Source organism: Mycoplasmatota bacterium, from assembly GCA_018394295.1.
Classification (GTDB): domain Bacteria; phylum Bacillota_I; class Bacilli_A; order Haloplasmatales; family Haloplasmataceae; genus JAENYC01.
Map to the genome: position 1 here is coordinate 2,108,094 of CP074573.1, position 22,179 is coordinate 2,130,272.

The 22,179-nt window shown below is 27.9% G+C and carries 16 protein-coding genes; 1 reads left to right on the forward strand and 15 read right to left on the reverse strand.

All coding sequences use genetic code 11. From position 1 onward, the window contains the following. Nucleotides 1-53: 53 nt before the first annotated feature. The 14 genes from KHQ81_09700 to KHQ81_09765 all read right to left on the reverse strand — a co-directional run bounded on the left by KHQ81_09700 (nt 54) and on the right by KHQ81_09765 (nt 18,544). Complete coding sequence (locus KHQ81_09700) at nt 54-1,499, reverse strand: oligosaccharide flippase family protein (GenBank protein ID QVK17162.1); 1,446 nt, start codon at nt 1,497-1,499, stop codon at nt 54-56. Further along, on the reverse strand, nt 1,483-2,772 hold the full coding sequence (locus KHQ81_09705) for an oligosaccharide repeat unit polymerase (GenBank protein ID QVK17163.1): 1,290 nt from the start codon (nt 2,770-2,772) through the stop codon (nt 1,483-1,485). The genes KHQ81_09700 and KHQ81_09705 overlap by 17 nt, the downstream gene beginning before the upstream one ends. A 126-nt stretch (nt 2,773-2,898) precedes the next feature. Continuing rightward, nucleotides 2,899-3,732, reverse strand: coding sequence for a MurR/RpiR family transcriptional regulator (locus tag KHQ81_09710; protein QVK17164.1), 834 nt, complete (start codon nt 3,730-3,732; stop codon nt 2,899-2,901). Between the two features lie 147 nt (nt 3,733-3,879). Then, a complete protein-coding gene (locus tag KHQ81_09715; protein ID QVK17165.1) occupies nt 3,880-4,689 on the reverse strand; it encodes a glycosyltransferase family 2 protein in 810 nt (269 codons plus the stop codon). Next, nucleotides 4,686-5,318 carry a sugar transferase gene (locus KHQ81_09720; protein QVK17166.1) on the reverse strand — a complete coding sequence of 211 codons (633 nt, stop codon included), beginning with the start codon at nt 5,316-5,318 and terminating at the stop codon, nt 4,686-4,688. Before KHQ81_09720 ends, KHQ81_09715 begins: the two co-directional genes overlap by 4 nt. Beyond that, nucleotides 5,319-6,224, reverse strand: a complete 906-nt coding sequence (locus tag KHQ81_09725) for a glycosyltransferase (protein QVK19611.1) — start codon at nt 6,222-6,224, stop codon at nt 5,319-5,321. Between the two features lie 1,001 nt (nt 6,225-7,225). Then, nucleotides 7,226-9,088, reverse strand: a complete 1,863-nt coding sequence (locus KHQ81_09730) for a polysaccharide biosynthesis protein (protein ID QVK17167.1) — start codon at nt 9,086-9,088, stop codon at nt 7,226-7,228. Between the two features lie 300 nt (nt 9,089-9,388). Continuing rightward, a complete protein-coding gene (locus tag KHQ81_09735) occupies nt 9,389-10,966 on the reverse strand; it encodes a hypothetical protein (GenBank protein QVK17168.1) in 1,578 nt (525 codons plus the stop codon). A gap of 151 nt (nt 10,967-11,117) precedes the next feature. Further along, nucleotides 11,118-12,125 carry a rod shape-determining protein gene (locus KHQ81_09740; protein ID QVK17169.1) on the reverse strand — a complete coding sequence of 336 codons (1,008 nt, stop codon included), beginning with the start codon at nt 12,123-12,125 and terminating at the stop codon, nt 11,118-11,120. A gap of 68 nt (nt 12,126-12,193) precedes the next feature. Beyond that, on the reverse strand, nt 12,194-13,210 hold the full coding sequence (locus KHQ81_09745; GenBank protein ID QVK17170.1) for a rod shape-determining protein: 1,017 nt from the start codon (nt 13,208-13,210) through the stop codon (nt 12,194-12,196). Between the two features lie 242 nt (nt 13,211-13,452). Then, nucleotides 13,453-15,339 (reverse strand): hypothetical protein, encoded by a 1,887-nt coding sequence (locus tag KHQ81_09750; GenBank protein ID QVK17171.1) that lies wholly within the window; start codon nt 15,337-15,339, stop codon nt 13,453-13,455. A 70-nt stretch (nt 15,340-15,409) separates the two neighbouring features. After that, on the reverse strand, nt 15,410-16,429 hold the full coding sequence (locus tag KHQ81_09755; protein QVK17172.1) for a rod shape-determining protein: 1,020 nt from the start codon (nt 16,427-16,429) through the stop codon (nt 15,410-15,412). Between the two features lie 48 nt (nt 16,430-16,477). Then, nucleotides 16,478-17,482, reverse strand: coding sequence for a rod shape-determining protein (locus KHQ81_09760; GenBank protein QVK17173.1), 1,005 nt, complete (start codon nt 17,480-17,482; stop codon nt 16,478-16,480). 42 nt (nt 17,483-17,524) lie between these two features. Then, nucleotides 17,525-18,544 (reverse strand): rod shape-determining protein, encoded by a 1,020-nt coding sequence (locus tag KHQ81_09765; GenBank protein ID QVK17174.1) that lies wholly within the window; start codon nt 18,542-18,544, stop codon nt 17,525-17,527. A 352-nt stretch (nt 18,545-18,896) separates the two neighbouring features. Here KHQ81_09765 and KHQ81_09770 point away from each other — a divergent pair, with 352 nt between their 5' ends. After that, the gene (locus tag KHQ81_09770) at nt 18,897-20,693 is read left to right on the forward strand and encodes a restriction endonuclease (protein ID QVK17175.1); all 1,797 of its coding nucleotides are present in this window, start codon (nt 18,897-18,899) and stop codon (nt 20,691-20,693) included. A 34-nt stretch (nt 20,694-20,727) separates the two neighbouring features. Here KHQ81_09770 and KHQ81_09775 read toward each other — a convergent pair whose 3' ends face one another. Next, on the reverse strand, nt 20,728-22,176 hold the full coding sequence (locus KHQ81_09775; GenBank protein ID QVK17176.1) for a hypothetical protein: 1,449 nt from the start codon (nt 22,174-22,176) through the stop codon (nt 20,728-20,730). Nucleotides 22,177-22,179 lie beyond the last annotated feature (3 nt).

The following is a 22,179-nucleotide window of genomic DNA, read 5'->3' on the forward strand; positions in this document are numbered from 1 at the left end:
GTTATTTTATTTCTGAAACGCTTTCATAATAATAAATAACTAAAAATATCTTTTTATGCATGACTAAATTTAATTATATCTTTTAGAAATGATAAAAATATTAAAATAAAGATTAATAATAAATATAACATAAAACCCTGTAGGATATTGTGGAAATTCGCTGAAAAAAAGTAAATGCTATAGGATATGATTATCATTACATATTTCTTAAAGTTTCTTATTTTAAAATAAATCATTAAATAAATATCAGATATTATATACCAAAATACAAACGTTAATAAAGTTGCATAACTAAAGGCATATAATGAATGAAATATATTAAAGAATAAAATATTTAATACAATCGCTATTAGTAATACAATAATTGCGATTGTAAAAAAAACCTTTTGTTTCTTTAAAGACTTAAATAAATTATTAAAAACAATATCAATCTCTCCTCTTAATATAACCCCTGGTAATAATATTAAAAAAATGGTAATACTTCCTTTAAACTGAGGGAGATAGTTTGTAATAATATAATGAACTGGAAAATATAAAGATAGCGCAAGTATTGAAAATAAACTGGTAAGTTTACTTAAATTTTGATAATACATTTTGTAATTGCCTACATCTTTTCTTTTTAAATAGGGATATAGAAGCATTGAAACACTCGTTACAAATACTAATATAATACTTAAAAATTGAACTGCTAAACTATAAACTGAAAAATCTTTAATTGGTAATAATAAATCAATCATAAACCGATCAATATTAAAAATCATAATAATGATAAAATTACCTAACGTTAACGTAATACCAAGTGATAATATTCTTTTAATTTCCTTTCTATTTTGATTTTCCTTATCCCCAAATACAATATCTTTATAAGTAATTATAAATAGCAAAATTAAGAATATATTTATTATGGTCTGTGATAAAATCACATACTGAAATAATTTAATCTTAATAAAATATAAAAATAAAATTGGAATAATTAAAGCAGTCTTTTCTACTAAATAAGCCATACTGTATAAAACAAATCTTTTGGTGATTTGACTGATATAACTAAAATATTTAGCTAAATTAAGTAAAACCATATTGATAGATACAAAACTAAAAATAAAAAATCTATTTTGATTATTAAAAAGAAAATAAATTAAAATAAAAAGAAAAATAGCGACTAATAATTGTTGATAAAACAAATAACGAAAATACATTCTAAATTGTGACTTCTTTAAGTCCTTATAATCAAATCCTCCATATTCTAAATAAATCCCATCATTAAAACCAAAATGAAGGAGACCCACATAAGATAAATAAAGCGTAAACTGTTTATAGTAACCATAATTTTCTATATTTAATAAACAAGGAATTAGTAAACTTAAAACAGCGCCAATTAATAAACTGATGAAATTAGCACTAAAAACATATAGAATCCCTTTATGTTTTTTCAATAAACTAAATAGTTGACATGACCCTTTTAATGTACATAATTCCTTCGTCTTACTTAATACAATCATTTTTCTCACCCAATTTATTTGTATAATGATAATAAAACAAGGTTATAGTAAGCAAGATAAATGCTGCTATTAAAGTATTATAATTTAATAAACTTGTAAATAATGATAATACACTAATACAATAAAATAATATCAAATAGATAAATGATAAAATTGAGTTTTTATATTGACTATAAGCAATACCTGCTAAGATTGAGAATATAAAGATTAGAACCCCTGAGCCTATCATTGAAAAATCAATAATTAGTCCTCTAAATGCTGTATAAACATTTGAAGCGAGTGGTTCTTCTGATATAACCGAAAAATCAGTAAAAATACCAGGTCTTCTTTCATAAATATGAAAGAAAGAAAATATTCCTGCGAATGTAAATCTTCCAAACCCAAGTGGCGTGATATGACTAATATGATATTTAAACCAAATACTAAAAGCAGATATATGACCAAATGCATATACTTTAAAGACTTTCATCACATGTTTGACACCAGAATAATCACTTAATCCATAACGACTCATCTGAACATAAATAAATATCATAATCATAAAAAAGAATAAACTTATAAATAATATAGAATTTTTAAGTGAAATCTTAAATTCATCTTTAGCTAGGGCATTATAAGTTACCATAAAACTTGATAAAAATAATAAAGTAGTATAAATAATCACTGCTTTTTCAGTCGTTATAATTGATATTAATATAGAGGTCATGATGGATATAAAGTAAATGTAAAAATGTTTCCTTTTTTTATTTAGAACGAAATAGCCAAAATAACTCCCATTTAATAACGCTGCAAAATAATTCAAACCTAAAAACATTTGAACAGATATAGGAAACTGAAATCCTTCTTTATAGCGTATGTAAGAAACATACATTGATAGATGCCTTAGATATTTAAAATTAAATAAGGAGAGTAAATCCCCCTTAATACTAACAATCATCATTGGAACGACCAAAAATCCCACGAGTGATAAAAATATGGCGATTGGTTTTAACTGATTAATAATAAAGGGCAATTGGTATATATTATTATTCTCTTTTTTATTTAACTTTAAATCCATTCCTATATAACTCCCCATATAAACAATTACACACATCAATAAAATAAAAGCACTCGCAGCGTAGTAAAGATAAAAATCATGAACAAAAAACATTAAAACAAAAAAGTTTGAAAACCAGACTAAAATAAAAAAATTACTAGGAGTAAAAATACTCCTACTATTTTTAAAACTAATATATAGTAAATAGATAAAACATAAGAAAATAACGTAATTCATGATTTTATCCACAGTAATCATTCACTTTCAAAATTATTCTACTATTATTTTCCATATTTTGTTAATTTCTATTCATAAATTAGTTAAGTATTAAAAGAAAAATCAACCACCTCGGTGGTTGATAATTTAATAACGTTTTGACGCAACAGACATTGCGGTTAATTTACGATTTTCTAAATATTCTTTATTTTGCGCAATATATTCCATAAATAAGATATCTATTACGAATAATTGTGATATTTTTTCTACTAAAGACCCCCCACTAGATAAACTCATTTTCCCCGATGTTAAAAGCACGATATCAGAATATTTAGTAATCGGTGATTTCTGAAAATTCGTGATTGCGATAACTTTTGCTCCTCGTTTCTTAGCTGAAGCAACCGCATCAACAATATCTTTTGTACTACCAGAAATGGTTATGACAATGATTAAATCCTCTTCACTCATAATTTGCGATGCCATTGTTTGAAAATGATTATCCGTTACTACATGAAATTTATGAGCAATTCTAAAAAATTTACTTTGTGCTTCTTGTGCTGTTATTCCAGATGCTCCTAACCCATAAAAATATACACTTCTAGCTTCTTCAATCATTTCAATTGTTTTATCAATTGAGTCGTGATCTAAAAGATTTTTGGAATCTTCTAATACTGTCATCATATTTTGAAATACTCTGTCACATACTGGTTGTTCTTCATTATTAAGATTATTAATTTTTTTCGTTATTGTAAAATCTTGTGCGATCGCTAGTTTAAAATCATGATATCCCTTATATCCTAATTTCTTACAAAAGCGGACAATCGTTGTTTCTCCTACACCAGTTTCATCAGAAAACTCAGTAACCGATAAATGAATTGTTTCCTTAAGATTTTTACTTAAATAATTAATTATTTTTTTTTCACTTTTTGTGTAGGAACCACTTTTTGTGTAGGAACCACTTATAATTTTCCCTTGATACATCGTTACCTCCCCATTGGTTAAAAAAAACATTCATACTTATTCCTTAAATGCTTAATCACATATAATAATTTACATTATATTGGAAATATTTTCAAGTGATTATATTATTTTTTTATCATATAAAACAACTTTTTCTTAAATAACCCTTTAATAGTACTCCTTATATAAATATTCCATAGAATCAAAATAAAACTGATTGATTCTTTTTCTTTTCTCTTTACTGATGGTTGCATGTTCATGATGATTTACTTTTAACCGGTTATCAAAAAAAACCTTCCCCTCTAATTGTCTTACTTGTTCAGAAATAAATAATTCTTCTCCAAACAAGAAACTTCCATATTCTAAATTTCCCCCTTTTTCAAAATAACATTTATTGATAATTAAACAAGAACCATGAGCTGAATAGATTTCTTGATTGGGAAGTAATGAAATTTTCCTTAACTGAAATTTATTTTTAATGTTGTTTAATGCATCAAAACATCTCTCAATAAAGGTAAATTTGAATACATAAGTTAAGAAAAACATCTTTAATTTCGTATACCTATTAATCACTAATGGATTTTGATAACTATTATTTTCCAAAGAATAAATACAAGGGGCAACAACACAATCATATCCATCTGGATAAAAGGTAAATAACTTCTCAAAAAATTCATTATCTTGATATGTAATATCGGTATTACTAATTACAATCCACTCTGGTCTAGAATGTGTTTCTAAATACTTTTTTAAACCATAATTAATCCCATGTATATACCCTAAATTCTTACTTGATTGATAGACATATATATCATCTAAATGCATTTTTAAAAATTGAAATTCATCTTTACTTTCACTATTATCTGTTACAACAACATCTATTTGTTCATAAACTGTTTGTTTTCTTAAATGAGTAATATAATCGATCACTTCTTGAGGATTATGATAATTTACACAACAGATTAAAATTTGTTTCATGATATGCCCCCTATAAATGTTTTTAAAATATATTTAATATCTTGTTTAAACTTATAATGTTTAATATAATCCAAATTTATATTCACTTTATCTTTAAAAATAACTTTATTATATGCTTCTGGATTACTAACACTAGCTAAAATCTCCTCTTCATTTTTATATTTAATCGTTGCTGGTCCTGTAATTCCAGGTCTAATTGATAAAACCAACCAATCATCCCCGCTTAAATCATCATACATTTCTACTACATCAGGTCTAGGACCAACAAAACTCATTTTACCAAATAAAACATTAAATAATTGTGGTAATTCATCAATCTTATATTTTCTAAATAATCGTCCTGAGTAGGTGATTCTTGGGTCAAGTGATGTCGTTACATTAGTTTTAAATCCTCTAATCTTTTTCATCGTTTTAATTTTAATAATTTTAAACTCAACAAAATCTTTTCCAACACGATTTTGGGTAAACAAACCAAAACTTTTAGTTTCAATACTTGCGATTAAAAACGCAAGTAACATAATAGGAAATGTTAAAACAATTCCTATTAACGAAAAGGTCAAATCAAAACTTCTTTTTAGTAATTCTTGTTTTAAAGAAATGGCTCTTACATGCCTAATTGAATAATACATTTATCTAAGTAACAAACGTTTCTTTAGAGCATGTAGTACATAGAAAGTAAAGACATAAAAAGTTTTAATAATTGATAATCTCTCTATCTCTCGATATACTTTCCAATTACTTCTTAACGCCTTGAATTTATTACTTGAAATCGAACCATTCACTTTTCTGTATTTAGCTAAGTTTTGATTTATCCCATAGGCAACATGACCTTCTTTTAAGATTTGTAGCCAAGTTGCATAATCTTGACTATCTCTAACGAGTGGCATTCTAAAATCACCAATCTTCTGTTTATCTAATACAACGGTTAGACAACCAATTATCGTATTTTTTAATAAACCAGCATAATTAATCACTTCTGGTACTTTAATAATCCGTTCATAAGCCTTCCCTTCTACATCCATCATTTGATAAGATGTAAAACTAAATCCAATATTGTTTTCTTTCATAAATTTAATTTGTATTTCTAACTTATGTTTATCCCAAATATCATCACTATCTAAGAACGCTATAAAACGCCCCCTCGCTTTGACTAAAGCAATATTTCGACTAAATGCTGCACCACTATTACTATCCAAGCGAATGTATTTTATTCGCTTATCTTTTTCTTGATATTCTTTGATGATTGTTCCACTAGAATCTGTTGAACAATCATCCACACAGATCATCTCAAAATTTACATACGTTTGATTTAACACACTTTCTATTGTCTCCTTAATAAATAGTTCACTATTATATACTGGCGTTATAATAGAAACTAATGGGGTTACATCATTATCTAATAAGCTGACGACCTCATTTATATCTTCAACGTTTAAATTCGTACTACATGGGATATTTAAAATATGATCGCGATAAAATGATGCTTTTTCAATCTTATAGGTTTCAAATTGTTTGAGATGTTTTTGTTCATGCATTAACCCCCATAAAGGTCTTGTTTGAACATTTCTTTCATGAAGTCTATGTAGCAAGGCATCACGACTTTCTTTATAATCCTTCGTTACTAATACCGAATAAAACCATTCATTACATCTTGAATCTCTATTATAAGAAAGCATTTTTAATCCTTTGATAGAATCAATCTTTGTTTTATAAACTTTATAATTATCTTGTTTAATTTTAATAAATTCTTCTAAATGATCAATTTGTGATACACCTAAAGCAGCATTTAAGTTTAACATCCGGTAATTATAACCTATTTCATTATGAATAAAAGATAGGGGATTTGTTTTAGATTGCACACTCCAAAAACGCATCTTATCTAATAAATCCTTATCCGGTGATACAATCGCTCCTCCCCCACCTGTTGTGATAATTTTATTAGCGTTAAAGCTGTAGACCCCAGCATGACCAATGGTTCCACAAAACTTTCCACGATACCTTCCTTTTGTATAATAAGATCCTAATGCTTCAGCTGCATCTTCAACAACAATTAAATTATATACATCCGCAATATCCATCACTCGTTCCATATCCATTGGATTTCCAAAGACATGTACAACAACAAGTCCTTTTACATGTTTTTTGGTTTTTTTATTGATTAGCTTACCATTAATAAAATCACATTGATAAAAACAAAAATCTTCTAATTTGTCTAAATCCATATTTAATGTCTCATCACAATCCATAAATATTGGATTTGCCTTTACATAAAGCAAGGGGTTAATTGAAGCAATAAATGTCACCGTCGGACAAATGACTTCACAATCTGTGAAATTGTAATACTGATACACTAAATGGAGAGCAGCAGTCCCGCTTTGTACCCCTACTATATCCTTTACTTTTAAATACCTAGCTAATTTCTCTTCAAACTTACTAATAAATGTTCCCCCAGTTGAAATCCAACCTGATTTTATACATTCAGTTAAATTACTCACAATTTCTAAGTCTAAATTAGGTACACTTAAGGGAATCTGTTTCATACAATACCTTCTTTCATTGAAAGATTACGATAAGTTGGAATTAATTTGGAGATAACTTGCGGAATATTTACATTCTGTAACGTTAAAGCATAATTTAACTCTTCTAAGTAGTCCTCGATTTGATCTAAATAAATAAGTTTCTGACGTAAAAAATAGATTTTCTCATGCTTTGTTTCCTGTAAATTTTCATCAGCCATTAATAACTCTTCATATAATTTATCTCCAGGACGTAAACCAGTTATTAATATATTGATATCACGATACGGTTCATAACCACTTAATCGAATTAAATTCTCTGCTAATTCTAATATTTTCATCGGTTTTCCCATATCTAATACAAAAATTTCACCACCACGAGCATAAGCACCTGCTTGTAATACAAGTGATACTGCTTCACTAATTGTCATGAAATAACGAATGACTTCTTTATGTGTGACAGTAACAGGTCCCCCATTTTTAATTTGTTTTTTAAATAGTGGAACAACAGACCCATTACTCCCTAAGACATTACCAAATCGTACAGCAGCATAATGGGTTAAACTAATCCCATTGAAGGCATTAATAATCATCTCAGAGAGTCGTTTAGTAGCCCCCATTATATTGGTAGGATTTACTGCTTTATCCGATGATATCAAAACAAACTTCTTTACCTTATATTCATGAGCTAATTTAGCGATTGTATAAGTTCCATAGACATTATTTTTAATTGCTTCTTTTGGACTTACTTCCATGAGGGGCACATGTTTATGTGCTGCTGCATGGAAGATTACTGAAATTGAATACATACTAAATATTTCTATTAAACGAAATTCATCTTGAACAGATCCGATTAAAACTTCAATATCAGGTTTTACATCCAATTTTTCTATATCTCTTAATAATTCATTTTGTATCTCATAAGCATTATTTTCATATTGATCAAAAATAATTATTTTTTTGGGATGAAATTTAACAATCTGACGGCACAATTCAGACCCAATAGAGCCACCCCCACCACTAACGAAAATAACTTCATCGCTTAAAAAATCAAGTAACCCCAGATTATCAATCATTACTTCATCTCGTCCTAACAAATCTACAATCTCAACTTCTCGTATTTTGTTTACTGAAAAATTAAGACAATCTTCATTAATTAATTGATAAAATGGTGGAAAGACTTTAACTTTAATCGTTAAATCTTCGCAAGATTTTAATATACTTTGAAACTCAAATTGACTTGCACTAGGAATTGAAACGATGATTTCTTCTATTTTATACTTAAATACTAAATACTTTAGTTGTCTTGTCGTCCCAACCACTTTCACCCCATGAATCATTTTTCCTAACTTCTTAATATCATCATCAACTAAACAAATCACGTGATTTAATATAGCTTTATTTCCATTTAATTCTTTAATCAATAAATTAGAAGCACTACCTGCACCAATAACTAAGGTCCTTATTCTATTTTCATCTCTATTTAATAAATGAATAAAACAATTCTTTAGACGATAAATATACCGTACACCAATTAACAATAAAAACAGGATAATATGACTTAAAATAAGTAAATTAGGTTGAAGTGAAAGATTAAAACTGATTCTGATTAAGTTTACTAAAATAAACCCTATGACAACCGCTAAAAACACATTTAATGCTTCTTCAATACTCGCATATTCCCAGACCGATACATATAATTTAAATAAGATAAATATAAGTACATAAAGCGGTAATAACCAGATAAATGATTGTATAACCGTTTCAATTTCATCATGCATTCTAAAATCATGAAGTAATAACGAGGCAAATAAGAAAGCATAATAAACAAAACCGATATCTATCATCATAATTAAACAATTTTTAAAATCAATCTTTTTCATATTAATTACCTCTTTTTTCCAATTTCATCTATATTTTCCATATATTTACTATTTTTATACAGTAGAGCATAAAAAAAATAAGCAATCATATACGTTTGCTTATTTTTTAATTTATATTTTTGCCATAGTAAATAAAAAGATAGTAATATTTATAAGGAATATTAACTATTTAAATACATAAGTTATCGTACTTTTCCACCTATGTTGTGGATTATTACCATTATTTTCCACAAGTTACCCACAAAGTTATCCACATAAATAGTAAATGTACAAAAAAAAGATAAGTTTTTACTCATCTTTTTAATCATTCTTATAAGCCTTAATATAATCAATAAAATCAATTACCTCATCTTTATATCCATTAATGGTTTCTTTTAACGATTGGATAATCCCTCTCACACTAAACGGTAAATGAAAAAGCTCAAATCTCTCTATTAAGTATAGAATTCCTATCAATAAGATTATGAAAAAGATCATATATAATAACCATTTAAATACACGATATTTTTTTCTTCTCTTATTAGATCGATAATTTAAATCTTTTTTCAATTTTTCTCTTTTACTTTTATCATATAATTCCCGTTTTTTACGATATGCCTCTATTTTTTCTAAATTTATTTGATCTTGTTCAAAATAAATTTCATCTAGATCAACTTCCGTTGTTTCATCATAAATCGGAGGCTTCTTTTCAATCACTATTTCTTTAACAGAATAGTCTGTTGCTTCCTCTTTTAAATCCTCAACTTCTATTTCATCTTTTTTATCACTTTCAAGTACTTCTTCTTGATTAATCTTCTCAACACTTTCTATGTTAATATTATTATTTAATTCCTCTTCTTTTACGGATTCATTTTCAATCACTATTTCTTTAACAGAATGATCTGTTACTTTCTCTTTTAAATCCTCAACTTTTATTTCATTTATGTTATCATTCTCAGGTTCTTCTTCTTGATTATAATTTACACTTACTTTATTAATATAATTGATGATTTCATCATCTTTTACTGATTCAGAATCAATACCTTCTTCATCTTTTTTTAAACTATCCCAGTCAAAATGTTTTAATTGATCTGAACTACTATTTACCATTAGTAAGCGTCCAATTCCATTAAAATCATAATCACTTTTCTTTATACTTAACAAATGAAATTCTTCAAGTGGTAATTTGTGCACATAACGAAAAAAACTATGAGCAAAATCAATGATTTTTTTACTTCGTTCAATAACTTTTTTACCTTTCTCAGTTAACGAATAATGACTACCTGAAAAATATTTTTTAATATCTTCAGTTGATAATTTTTTTTCAATCATTTCGATCAAATCTTTATTATCACCATGACCCTCTAATTCATACAATTTAACAACCTCTAGTAAATCTTCTCGTTTTGCTTTTGTAAGATTATATTCATAGTTGCTTGTAGTAACTAACTTATTCTTTACCAATTCTTCTCTTAGAAAGGTTGTATTCAATTTATTATCTTCTTCCCAAGAATTAAACCGTTTATCTTTAATCGCTTTTCCATCTAAATACTTTAAGAAAACAATATCCTTTGGTGTTAATATATGATTATATTGATCCAAATCATCATCATATTGATTGAGAGCAACTGAATTGATTTGTGGTAAAGGAACATTAAACGAAATTAATGTCTTATGAAATAAGTTCAAATCTTCTTCATTAATCACAATGTGTTTATTAACTAAGTATTCCTCAATCTCATGATAAATAGGTAAAAATGACCTTTCTTCTTTAAGTGTCAAAGCTTCAAATGTTTTAATATAAACAGGAGTAAAATAATCTTCAAGTGATAAAAAGATTCTTATATTCAATTTTTCGTTCTCTACAATAAACCTAACATGATAAATAAAATCATACATACTATCACCACCAATATAGGATAAGTTAATTATATTAAATTTTATAAACTGTGTAAACCATTCTGTAATAATTTGTCGAAATAATAATAAAAATACCTATATAATAAAACTTAGTTTTATTATATAGGTATAATGAACTAATTTAATCTAATTAATCAGTTGGATTAATTAAATAACTTCCACGGTTTTTAAGAAGAATCTTAGTACCTTCTACAACAGCAGTTAATGGATTATTAGCTACTTTAACAGGTAGATGAACCATTTCTGCTATATATTCAACGATACCTGGAATTAAGGCACCACCACCGTTAACAATGATTCCATTGTCAACTATGTCAGCTGATAATTCAGGAGGTGTTTGTTCTAATACTGAATAAACAACATTTACAATTTCATCAAAGATAGGAAGTAATAATTTTCTGATTTCTTTAGAAGATAATTTTGTAGCTGAAGGTAATCCAGTTACTAAATCACGACCGGAAATACGTGTGAATTTTTCTTCTTCCTCATCTAATAATGTAGAAATTTCGAATTTTGCCTTTTCAGCTGTTTTTTGACCAATTACTAAATTATGTGTTTTGTGAACATACTTAATAATTTCTTGATCAATATAGTTTCCTGCAACTCGAATTGATTGAGATAATACAACGTCTCCTAGTGATAAGACACCAACATCAGTTGTTCCACCACCAATGTCAATTACCATAGCAGCATTAGCTGTGTAAATATCAATACCTGATCCAATAGCACCTGATTTAATCTCTTCTTCGATAAATACATCAGTGATACCCATTTGGATTGCAAGTTCGCGCATTGCTTCACGTTCAATTTGTGTAACTTCTGATGGGCAACAAATTAAACATTTTGAATTTTTGAAATCTCTTACGTTTTGCACACGTTGGAAAACGTATTTTAATAATGCTTTCGCAGCATCCATGTCTGAGATAACTCCCTCACGTAATGGACGACTTACACGGATTTTCTTGTGGGTCTTACCAATCATTGAGAATGCTTCTTCCCCACCTGCAATGACCTCACCAGTTTCAATATCAAAAGCAACTACTGATGGCTCATTAAAAATAATTCCATGACCTTCGATATAGACTAGAAGATTTGTAGTACCTAAATCTATACCGATTCCTAGTTTCTTGTTAGCCATACTTTTCCTCCTTATTAAATTTCTTTATAGCTATATACCCATAATATATAATAAGTTCATGTCTCTTTTTAGTTATCAGTTGGTTTAACTAAATAATTACCTCTGTTGTTAAGTAATGATTTTGTTCCTTCAACAATAGATATTAATGGATTTTCAGCGATTCGTACTTTTAATGAAAGTGCTTCTTCTAAATACTCCTTCATTCCATCTATTAAGGCACCACCACCATTAATCATGATTGAACTTTCATAAATATCAGATGCTAATTCAGGTGGAGTTTGTTGAAGTACTTTTTTAATTGTGTTAACAACTACTTCAAATCCTCTTAAGAAGATATCACGTATCTCAGATTGTTTAATTTTCATTTTACATGGTAAACCATTATTTAAGTTACGTCCTGCAAAGACATATTCTAATTCCTCTTTTAAGTCTCTTCTTAAAGTACCAAGCTTAATTTTAATCGCTTCAGCAGTTGAGGCCCCAATAATAATACCATACTTAAATTTAACGTATTTTGTTATTTCTTTATCTATATAATTTCCAGCTATTTTACATGATTCTGAGACTACTAAATCACCTAAAGATAAAACACCAACATCAGTTGTTCCACCACCAATATCTACAACCATACATCCTTTAGCTTCATAGATATCTAATCCTGCGCCAATAGCTCCAGCTTTAAGTTCCTCTTCAATAAATGCATCACGCACGCCAATTTTCTTTGCTAGATCAATCAAAGCTAATCGTTCAATATGAGAAACTTCTGATGGACAACATAGTAATAAGGTAGAATTCTTTAAATCCACATTTATGTTTTCTAATTTTTCAAATACTTTCTCTAAGTAAACCTTAGTCGCGACTACATCAGCTATAACACCTCCATCTAAAGGTTTTACAAGTCTGATATGTTTGTGCTCTTTACCTACCATGTCAAAAGCTCTCTTCCCAACTGCAATACATTTATTAGTCTCATTATCAAACGCGACTACAGAAGGTTCATTGTAAACGACACCGCTTCCGTTAATATACACAAGTATATTAGCAGTACCTAAATCGACTCCTATTCGATAACTTTTCTTTGCCATTCTCTTCCACCTCATAATTAAATTTTAGTATACTTGTTTGGTTTAAAGTAATGAAATTTAATACGTTAATTACCTTATCCTATTATTGAAACCATTAAGATTAGTCTTGACCTTTACCTATGCTTATCTATATAATAAACTAAATTTAGGTAAAAATAAATTATTTTTTGCATTTTTTTTACATTTTTTTCCTTTATTCGACAATATCCTACTTATCATTAACTATATTAATACTCATATATTTAATTAAATAATACAGGAATGTGTTTTAATTGAATAAAATGATTTTTATTATTTTTATACAAATCATAACTCTTATCATTTGAAACTAAAACGATTTGTTTTCCAGCTTGTGAATATTGATGCATTAAATCTTGAAACACTTTCACTTTATGTGGCTTGGTAAATTCTTCAAACATGCTATCTTCAGTGATATACTGAAATTTACTATTCGATTCATTTTTTAATAAATTAATATTCCGAATAGCTCTTACCGCATTGATATTGTTTACTCGATAATTTTCAAGTTCATCACTAATAATCGATGGTACGATAATTGATTTATCATTAAAATATTTGTGAAATAAGTCTGGTTCATCTATTATAACACTGGTGTCTAATAGAAAATTAATGTCTTGCTCTTTTAAGAAGATAACACGTTTAATATCGATTAAGGTATATATTTGAACAATATCCTCTTCAAATGCTTTTTCATCTATATTAAATACCTGTATTACTTCTTCTATCACACTAATAAATTCATCTATAGATTCCAAACTATTTAATTTACCAATCATATTTACCATATCATTAAACAATAATTTAACATTACTTGTTGTTAACTCAATTTTTTTAGAAATCTTTGATCCTAAACGGTAAATTTGAACTAATTTCTTTAAATCTTTAAATGGTAATGCATCTCTACTATCATAATTAAAACGACGAATAGAAAAAGCGCTTGATCTAAAACTGTTTACAAGATAATAATTTAAATTTGAGTTTAGCTCTTCCTCTTCTAATACAAATATCCATATAAATAAATTATCTATATATGAATTTAATCTTTTACTATCGAAATATTTATTTAAAATATTATGAAATAAATTCATGTTTTTATTATGACATTTCGCTATATAAGGAAACTGAAAATAACTTGGTCCTAATTGATTCAGTGTGGTATGATATAACTCATTCATTAATAAAATATACGATGAGTTACCACATGATTCTCTAAACAAATGCTCACTAATATGAACAATAGTATTACCATCTTTATATTCAATTCGATCAATTTGATTATTTAAAGACCTTTCAGAATAACAATTTGCGTTTTCTTCTAAAACAAAAATTAATTTCGGTTGATTCAGTTCTGTAATCAAATCATCTAAATCAATGTTAAATGACTTCATAAATACTTGATTAATAAAAACGCAATGACTCGTTTCATAACATTCAACTAAATGGTCTAATATCGTTTTTTTATTAAAAGGATACACACTTTCAACACTATCATTTGAAATACTTTCAGGTGTTAACACATGCCCCTTATGATTTATGGGTTGGGTTAACCCTAACATATCCACTATTTGATTCATATTATATTGTTCTAGCAAATAATCTACATAAAGTGGTTCTTGTGATTTTATTATTAATGCTTCTTCATTTAAATAAAGATCAAATTCAACCTCATAATACTTCTTTTCTAATCCATAATAACGAATATCTAATAAAAATAAGGAATTATGATACATATCTGTAAAGTGATTCATAAATTCATCTTTATTATATCGTTTAACCATATCAGATTTCGTTTTTATTACAAAAGGTGCTTCATAAGAATCACTTAATTCATTTTCATCTATGATGAATTTTTCTGTTATGGCATTATAACAAAGGTTAAATTTATCATCTTTAAACATACTTGGTGTTAGATGATGCATATGAAAACTTAATAATTTTTCAATATCTTTTTTTGAAATTACATTAATTTTGTTCTTAAGTAAATCATATAAATCATCAACTAGGTCTTTGGATATTCCACTATTTTTTTTATCCACATATTTAACGTAGCAAACATAATTAGTAACCTCAATCGCTACCTTAAAATGTTTTAAACAAGTTTCTGCCATAAAATCCCACCTCTTTTGATCAATTTTTATTCAAAAAATCGTCTTTTAAGACGATTTTTTTCAAGTTAGATTAATCACTAGGGGCAACTAAATAATCTCCTCTATTTTTCAATAAATCCTTTGTACCTTTAACAATTGCTGTAAGAGGTTCAGGAGAAATTTTAATATCTAATTGACATAAATCTTCTAAATATTCACTTAATCCATCAATTAAAGCACCGCCACCGTTTAAGATAACGCCACTATCTATAATATCAGCAGCAATTTCAGGTGGAGTTACTTCTAGTACTTTCAAGATTTGATTAGCAATCGAACCTAAACAACGTTTTAATACGTCTCTAACTTCTGATTGTTTGATGACAATACGAGATGGTAATCCACGTTTTAAATCTCTACCTGCTACAGAAATTTCTTTTTCTTCTTTCAGTTCATCTCTTAATGTTGCTAAAGCAATTTTTACTTGTTCTGCGGTTAATAATCCAATTTCAAAATTATGTTTTTTCTTAATATATTTTTTAATCTCTTTATCAAAATAATTTCCTGCAACTTTAATTGACTTTGAAACAACAATATCACCTAGCGCTAATACACCAACATCAGTAGATCCACCACCGATATCAATAATCATAGAGCCTTCAGGTGTATAAATGTCAATTCCCGCTCCAATAGCACCTGCTTTAACTTCTTCTTGCACAAATACATTATCCAAACCAAAATCTGTAATAATATCCTTTAAAGCTTTTCTTTCAATACTTGATAGATCTGAATGACAACAAACTAATACAACTGTTTTTTTAGGGTTAATGTTTTCAAACTGTTTCACATTATGTTCTAATATATAATCAAGCATTTTAATCGTTGAATCTTTATCAGCAATTACACCTTGCTCAATTGGTCGAACCACATTGATTTTGTCATGTGTTTTTCCCAACATCACTTTTGCTTCAGTTCCAACCGCAATGATTTTACCAGTATTTTTATCAAATGCGACAACAGTAGGTTCGTTATAAACAACACCACGACCACTCGAGTAGATTAAAGTATTTGATGTTCCTAAATCAATTCCTATTTTCAAAATACTTTTTTCCATACAACCACCTCTTTCTATAATTAAATTAACTCTTTTTTATTTTGAAAATTAATCTGTTGGATTAATTAAATAACTTCCACGGTTTTTAAGTAGAACTTTAGTTCCTTCTACTACATCTATTAATGGTGTATCGGATATTTTTACTGGTAAATTAACCATTTCTTCAACATATTCTTTAACACCAGGTATTAATGCACCACCACCATTAATAATAATTCCATTGTCAACTATGTCAGCTGATAATTCAGGAGGTGTTTGTTCTAGTACAGAGTATACAACATTCACAATTTCATCAAAAATAGGCAGCAATAATTTACGCATTTCTTTAGATGAAATTTTTGTTGCTGAAGGTAAACCTGTTACTAAATCTCTACCTGATACTCTTGTAAATTTTTCGTCATTATCTAATAGAGTAGCGATTTCAATTTTAGCTCTTTCAGCTGTTTTTTGACCAATAACTAAATTATGCGTCTTATGAACATATTTAATTATTTGTTGATCAATATAATTTCCTGCAATACGAATAGATTGAGATAACACAACATCTCCTAGTGATAAGACACCAACATCAGTTGTTCCACCACCAATGTCAATTACCATAGAAGCGTTAGCTGTGTAAATATCAATACCAGATCCAATGGCACCTGATTTAACCTCTTCTTCAATGAATACATCAGTAATTCCCATTTGGATTGCAAGTTCACGCATTGCTTCACGTTCAATTTGAGTAACTTCTGATGGACAGCATATTAAACATTTTGCACTTTGAAGATTTTTAACATTTTGAATACGCTTGAAAACATATCTTAATAATGCTTTAGCTGCATCCATATCTGAAATAACGCCTTCACGTAATGGACGGCTAACTCTGATTTTTTGATGGGTTTTCCCAATCATAGAACAGGCATCTTCACCACCAGCGATGACTTCACCTGTTTCAATATCGAATGCGACGACAGATGGTTCATTAAAGATAATACCATGTCCTTGTACGTAGACTAATAGGTTAGTTGTACCTAAGTCAATTCCTATGCCAATTTTATTATCTATCATAAACTCTCTCCTCCTATAAAATTATTTATTCAAACATGTTTTTTAATCTAGTGGTTTAACTAAGTAATTACCACGATTTTGAAGTAAGTATTTAGTACCATCAACAATAGCAGTTAATGCGTTTTCTGAGACTCTCACTTTTAGATGTAGTCTGTCTTCAAAAAACTCTTTAATACCCGGAATTAATGCGCCACCACCGTTTACCACAATTTCACCTTCGAAGATGTCTGATGCTAGTTCTGGTGGTGTTTGTTCTAGCACTTTTTTTGCTACGATAGCAACACTATCAAATGCTTTTATCATAAGGTTTCTTACTTCTGATTGTTTAATAATCATACGTTTAGGCAGTCCTGAAACGATGTCTCTTCCTGCATAAATGTATTCTTTTTCATCAACTAAATCTTCTTTTAATGTTCCTAGTGTTTTTTTAATACTTTCTGCTGTTCTTGTACCAATTGCCATACCATATTTTAGTTTAACAAATTTGATAATTGCTTGGTCTATATAATTACCAGCTACACGTATTGATTCAGATACTACTAAATCACCTAGTGCTAATACACCAATATCAGTAGATCCTCCACCAATATCAATAACCATTGTCCCTTTTGGCGCAAAGATATCAAGACCAGCACCAATAGCACCAGCTTTAACTTCTTCTTCAATAAAGACATCCTTAACTCCTAATTTTTCAGACAACTCCAATAATGCAACCCTTTCAATCTGAGATACTTCTGAAGGACAACAAATAAGAAGTGTAGTTTTACCAAATTCGATATTAATATGAGCCATTTGTTCAAAAACAAATTCTAATAATGCTTTTGTTGCATCTAAGTCAGCAACAACGCCACCTTCTAACGGTTTTACTACTCTAATTAATTGATGCTCTCTACCTAACATGTTTTTTGCTTTTTGTCCAACTGCAATACATTCATTGCTTCTTCTATCAAAAGCTACACATGAAGGCTCATTAAAGATTAACCCTTGACCATTCAAATAAACTAATGTATTTGCTGTACCAAGATCAATCCCGATTTTATAACCTCTTTCCTTTTTCGCCATCTTTCCACCTCAAAATTTGTCTTTTATAGTCAAATATTACCATATCGTGTCGAATAAATCAATAAAAGGTTATAAATATGATATATAATCATATTTTTTTAATTAAATAGTCAAATAGTTTATTAATTTATCAATTTATCTATTAGATAAATTAAATGTGTATCTTCCTTAAATCATTCGCAATTATAAACATATGGAGTTAATTTATTATACATCTTTGTGTAACTTACTTAATTAATTACCTTATTTTTTAATTCACTTTCATGAATAATCTAAATATGTTTTATTATTAATTCAATGAATAACCTTTTTAATATTTGGAAAAATATTATTTAAGAAAGAAGGCTATTAGATGCAAGAAACAGAAGCTAAATTTTATGTTCAACCTCTATTAACTTGGTTTTTACTCGTGGTATATCCACCATTTGGAATTTTATTTTTATGGATAATTGGTCATTATGATGTATTAATTAGGATTTCTTTATCCTTATTATTTGGGCTAATCTACTTAGAATTTTTAGGTTTCTATTCTAGCTTTATTAGAGCGTCCATTTATTCACTTATTTTTGCTTATATCCTTTATCGTTACTATAAAATAAAAGAATATGAAGAAAAAATTCATACATTATTTAACGATGCTTTAAATGATTTAGAAGTTAATAATATCATTCAAAACTATTTCAAGAAATTTGCTCCACCGACTAATTGTTTTAATGATTGCTTATACTTCGAACTATATCTTAGAAAGAAGTATACTATTATCTATAAACATTTAACCCTTAGTCATAAAGAAGATACTTTTATTAATATCGTTTATCAAGCGTCTGATTTCATAAATAATGTAGAAACCATAATAAAAAAAGATGTGAATGAAGAAAAAATAGTTACGATAAATAAAATGTTAGAAAAACATAAAGCCATAAATGAACATTACGATCAAGAACTAAATCATTTATCAACCATTTTATCAGAAAAACTAAAACTAACAGGTGATAAATTTATTCTCTACTTTACCTGGGAACTAATTAAACAATCCTCAATTCATTATTATGCAGATTTATTTAAAGAGAAATATGGCGATGAATTTAAAAGTGTTGATTTAAGCATTATGAATGATGTCCTCTTAAAATACGTTTCACTAGATTATTTACATATTGATAAAAACTCAAAAGATTTAACAATGTTTACCTATTTTTTGATGAAATACGGTGCATATAAAGAAAATAATGATTATTATACTTGTTTAAATACCATCTATAATTCTTTAGATGAGGCCTATAAAGACAGAAAATATCATCTGTTTAAAAAACATTTATTTCATACTTCGGATGAGTTAATAAAAGAAATAGAAACCATTGAGGTAATAAACGAAATGAAATCAAAAGATCGATTTATGATTTTTGTTTCTGATTTATTAAAATCACTAGGTTATGATAAGATTAATAAACCAATAAACAACTATATTGATTATATTGTTTCATCAAATGATAGTTCCTTTGGTATACAGGTCGTCTATAGAAGTGAGTTAGATGAAAAATTGAAAAGTGAAGTAATTCAAGATTTGAAATTAGGATTAACTATCAATGAACTAAAAAAAGGAATAATCATCACAAATGGTTCTTTCACACCTGATGCGACTAAACTTGCAGAAATTAATAACATCATGTTATGGGATAAAGATAAACTAAAAGAAAAAGGATTACTCGCGAAACGTTTCTTTAAACATCAATATAGAATTGAACCGACCAATGAAATCAAATTTGATGATTTAACAAGTATCCCATTTAATAAGATTACAATGGACACAATAGATAAAATGTCTGGTTATGAGTTTCAATATTATCTTGCAGAACTTTTAAATAGAAAAGGATATAAAATATTATCTATTATGAAATCACATGATAAAGGTGTTGATATCATTTTAGAAAAAAATAGTTTAAGATTCGGCATTCAAGCAAAAAGAAATAAAAATAATATTAACCAACATGCGATTAAAGAGATTGTCGCAGGAATTCCAACCTACTCTCTACATGGAGGTTATGTTATCACCAATCAATATTTTACTGAAGAAGCAAAGCGATTAGCTAATGCCTGTAATATCACCTTATGGGATAGAAAATATTTAGAAACTGAAATCCAGAAAATATAAAGAAAAAAAAGACTGTCAAATTGACAGTCATTTCTTATCTTCTTCTTCTCTTTTTCCTATTTTTCTTACTAATTGAATAGCCTATGAAAGTGACAACAGCTGATACACCTATTGCCACAAGAGATCCTAAAACAATTGGATTTTCGTATAATTCTTTTGATTCTGGGTCATAAACATAAACTGTTATTTTTTTAATTGCTTCATTACCATGTGCATCAGTAGCACTAACTTCAATCAAATAAGTTCCTACCTTTGTCGCATCTAAATTATTATCGAGAAGCACATAATTAACAAATGAATCTACATTATCTGTAACACTTATCTTATCATCTATATCTAAATTATCATTCAGTTTAAGATAGAGTGATGAACTTGTAACTGTAATAACTGGTGCTAAATTATCATAAACGTGAACAATTACTGTTTTTGAAGTTTCATTACCATTTAAATCACTAACTGAATAAACAACATTATAATAGCCTTCTTTATTAGAATCAAAATCAGTCCCTATTGTAACTTTAATTTGATTAGACATATCACCACAGACATCATCATTAGCTATAATTCCGTTTTTCAAATCATAGGTATTAATGGTTAAGTCATAAGTATCATCTAAATTTATAAAATAAGGGGGATCATTATCTTCAACAATATTAACAGGTACCACTTCTTTTGTAAAATTACCATCATCATCAAACACCATAAAGACCACTTCATATTGACCTATAGTTTGATAATCAACACCACTATCATCATATTGAACAAAATCAGTTAAATCAACTTCTCCATCAGATGCCGCAACAGAATTCATATAAATTATTTCAGCATTTTGTTCATTTGACTTAATGTTGAATTCACTTTTATTGACTGTAATCTCTGGTTTATTTACATCTATTCTTTCATTTTGAACAACTAATGATGTACTTGCTAAAGATTCATTACCAGATTTATCTACTGCATAATAACTGATATTATATATTCCTACTTTAGTTAAATCAACAGCATGATTAAACACCTTAATATCTAATGGACTTGATTTATCATTATCAGATGCCCATACGCCATCTAAATAATCAATCGTTTGGTTTGTATTCTGTTTTACATAAATAGGTTTAACCCCTCTTAACACTGGTTTGGTATGGTCAACGATTTTAATCGGTAGAGTAGCAATATCAAATCGAACCTCTTGGTCATCAATCACAAAAATAACATAATAATAAACTTCATAATCTCCTACCCGATCGAAATCTACATTTAAATAATCAACTAGCAATTTATCAGGAGCAAGCGTGCCTGAATTGGAATACAAACTTAAACCATTCACAAAGTTAATCGAATTTGGGTTAATCCCCGCTTCATACTCTGTTTGAATCTGATCTAAACCTTCAATCAATAAATTATCCAAAGAATCATCTGCAGATACATTTATGCTTATGATAAAAGTAAATAATAATAATCCTATAAATAATCCTAACTTTTTCAATAT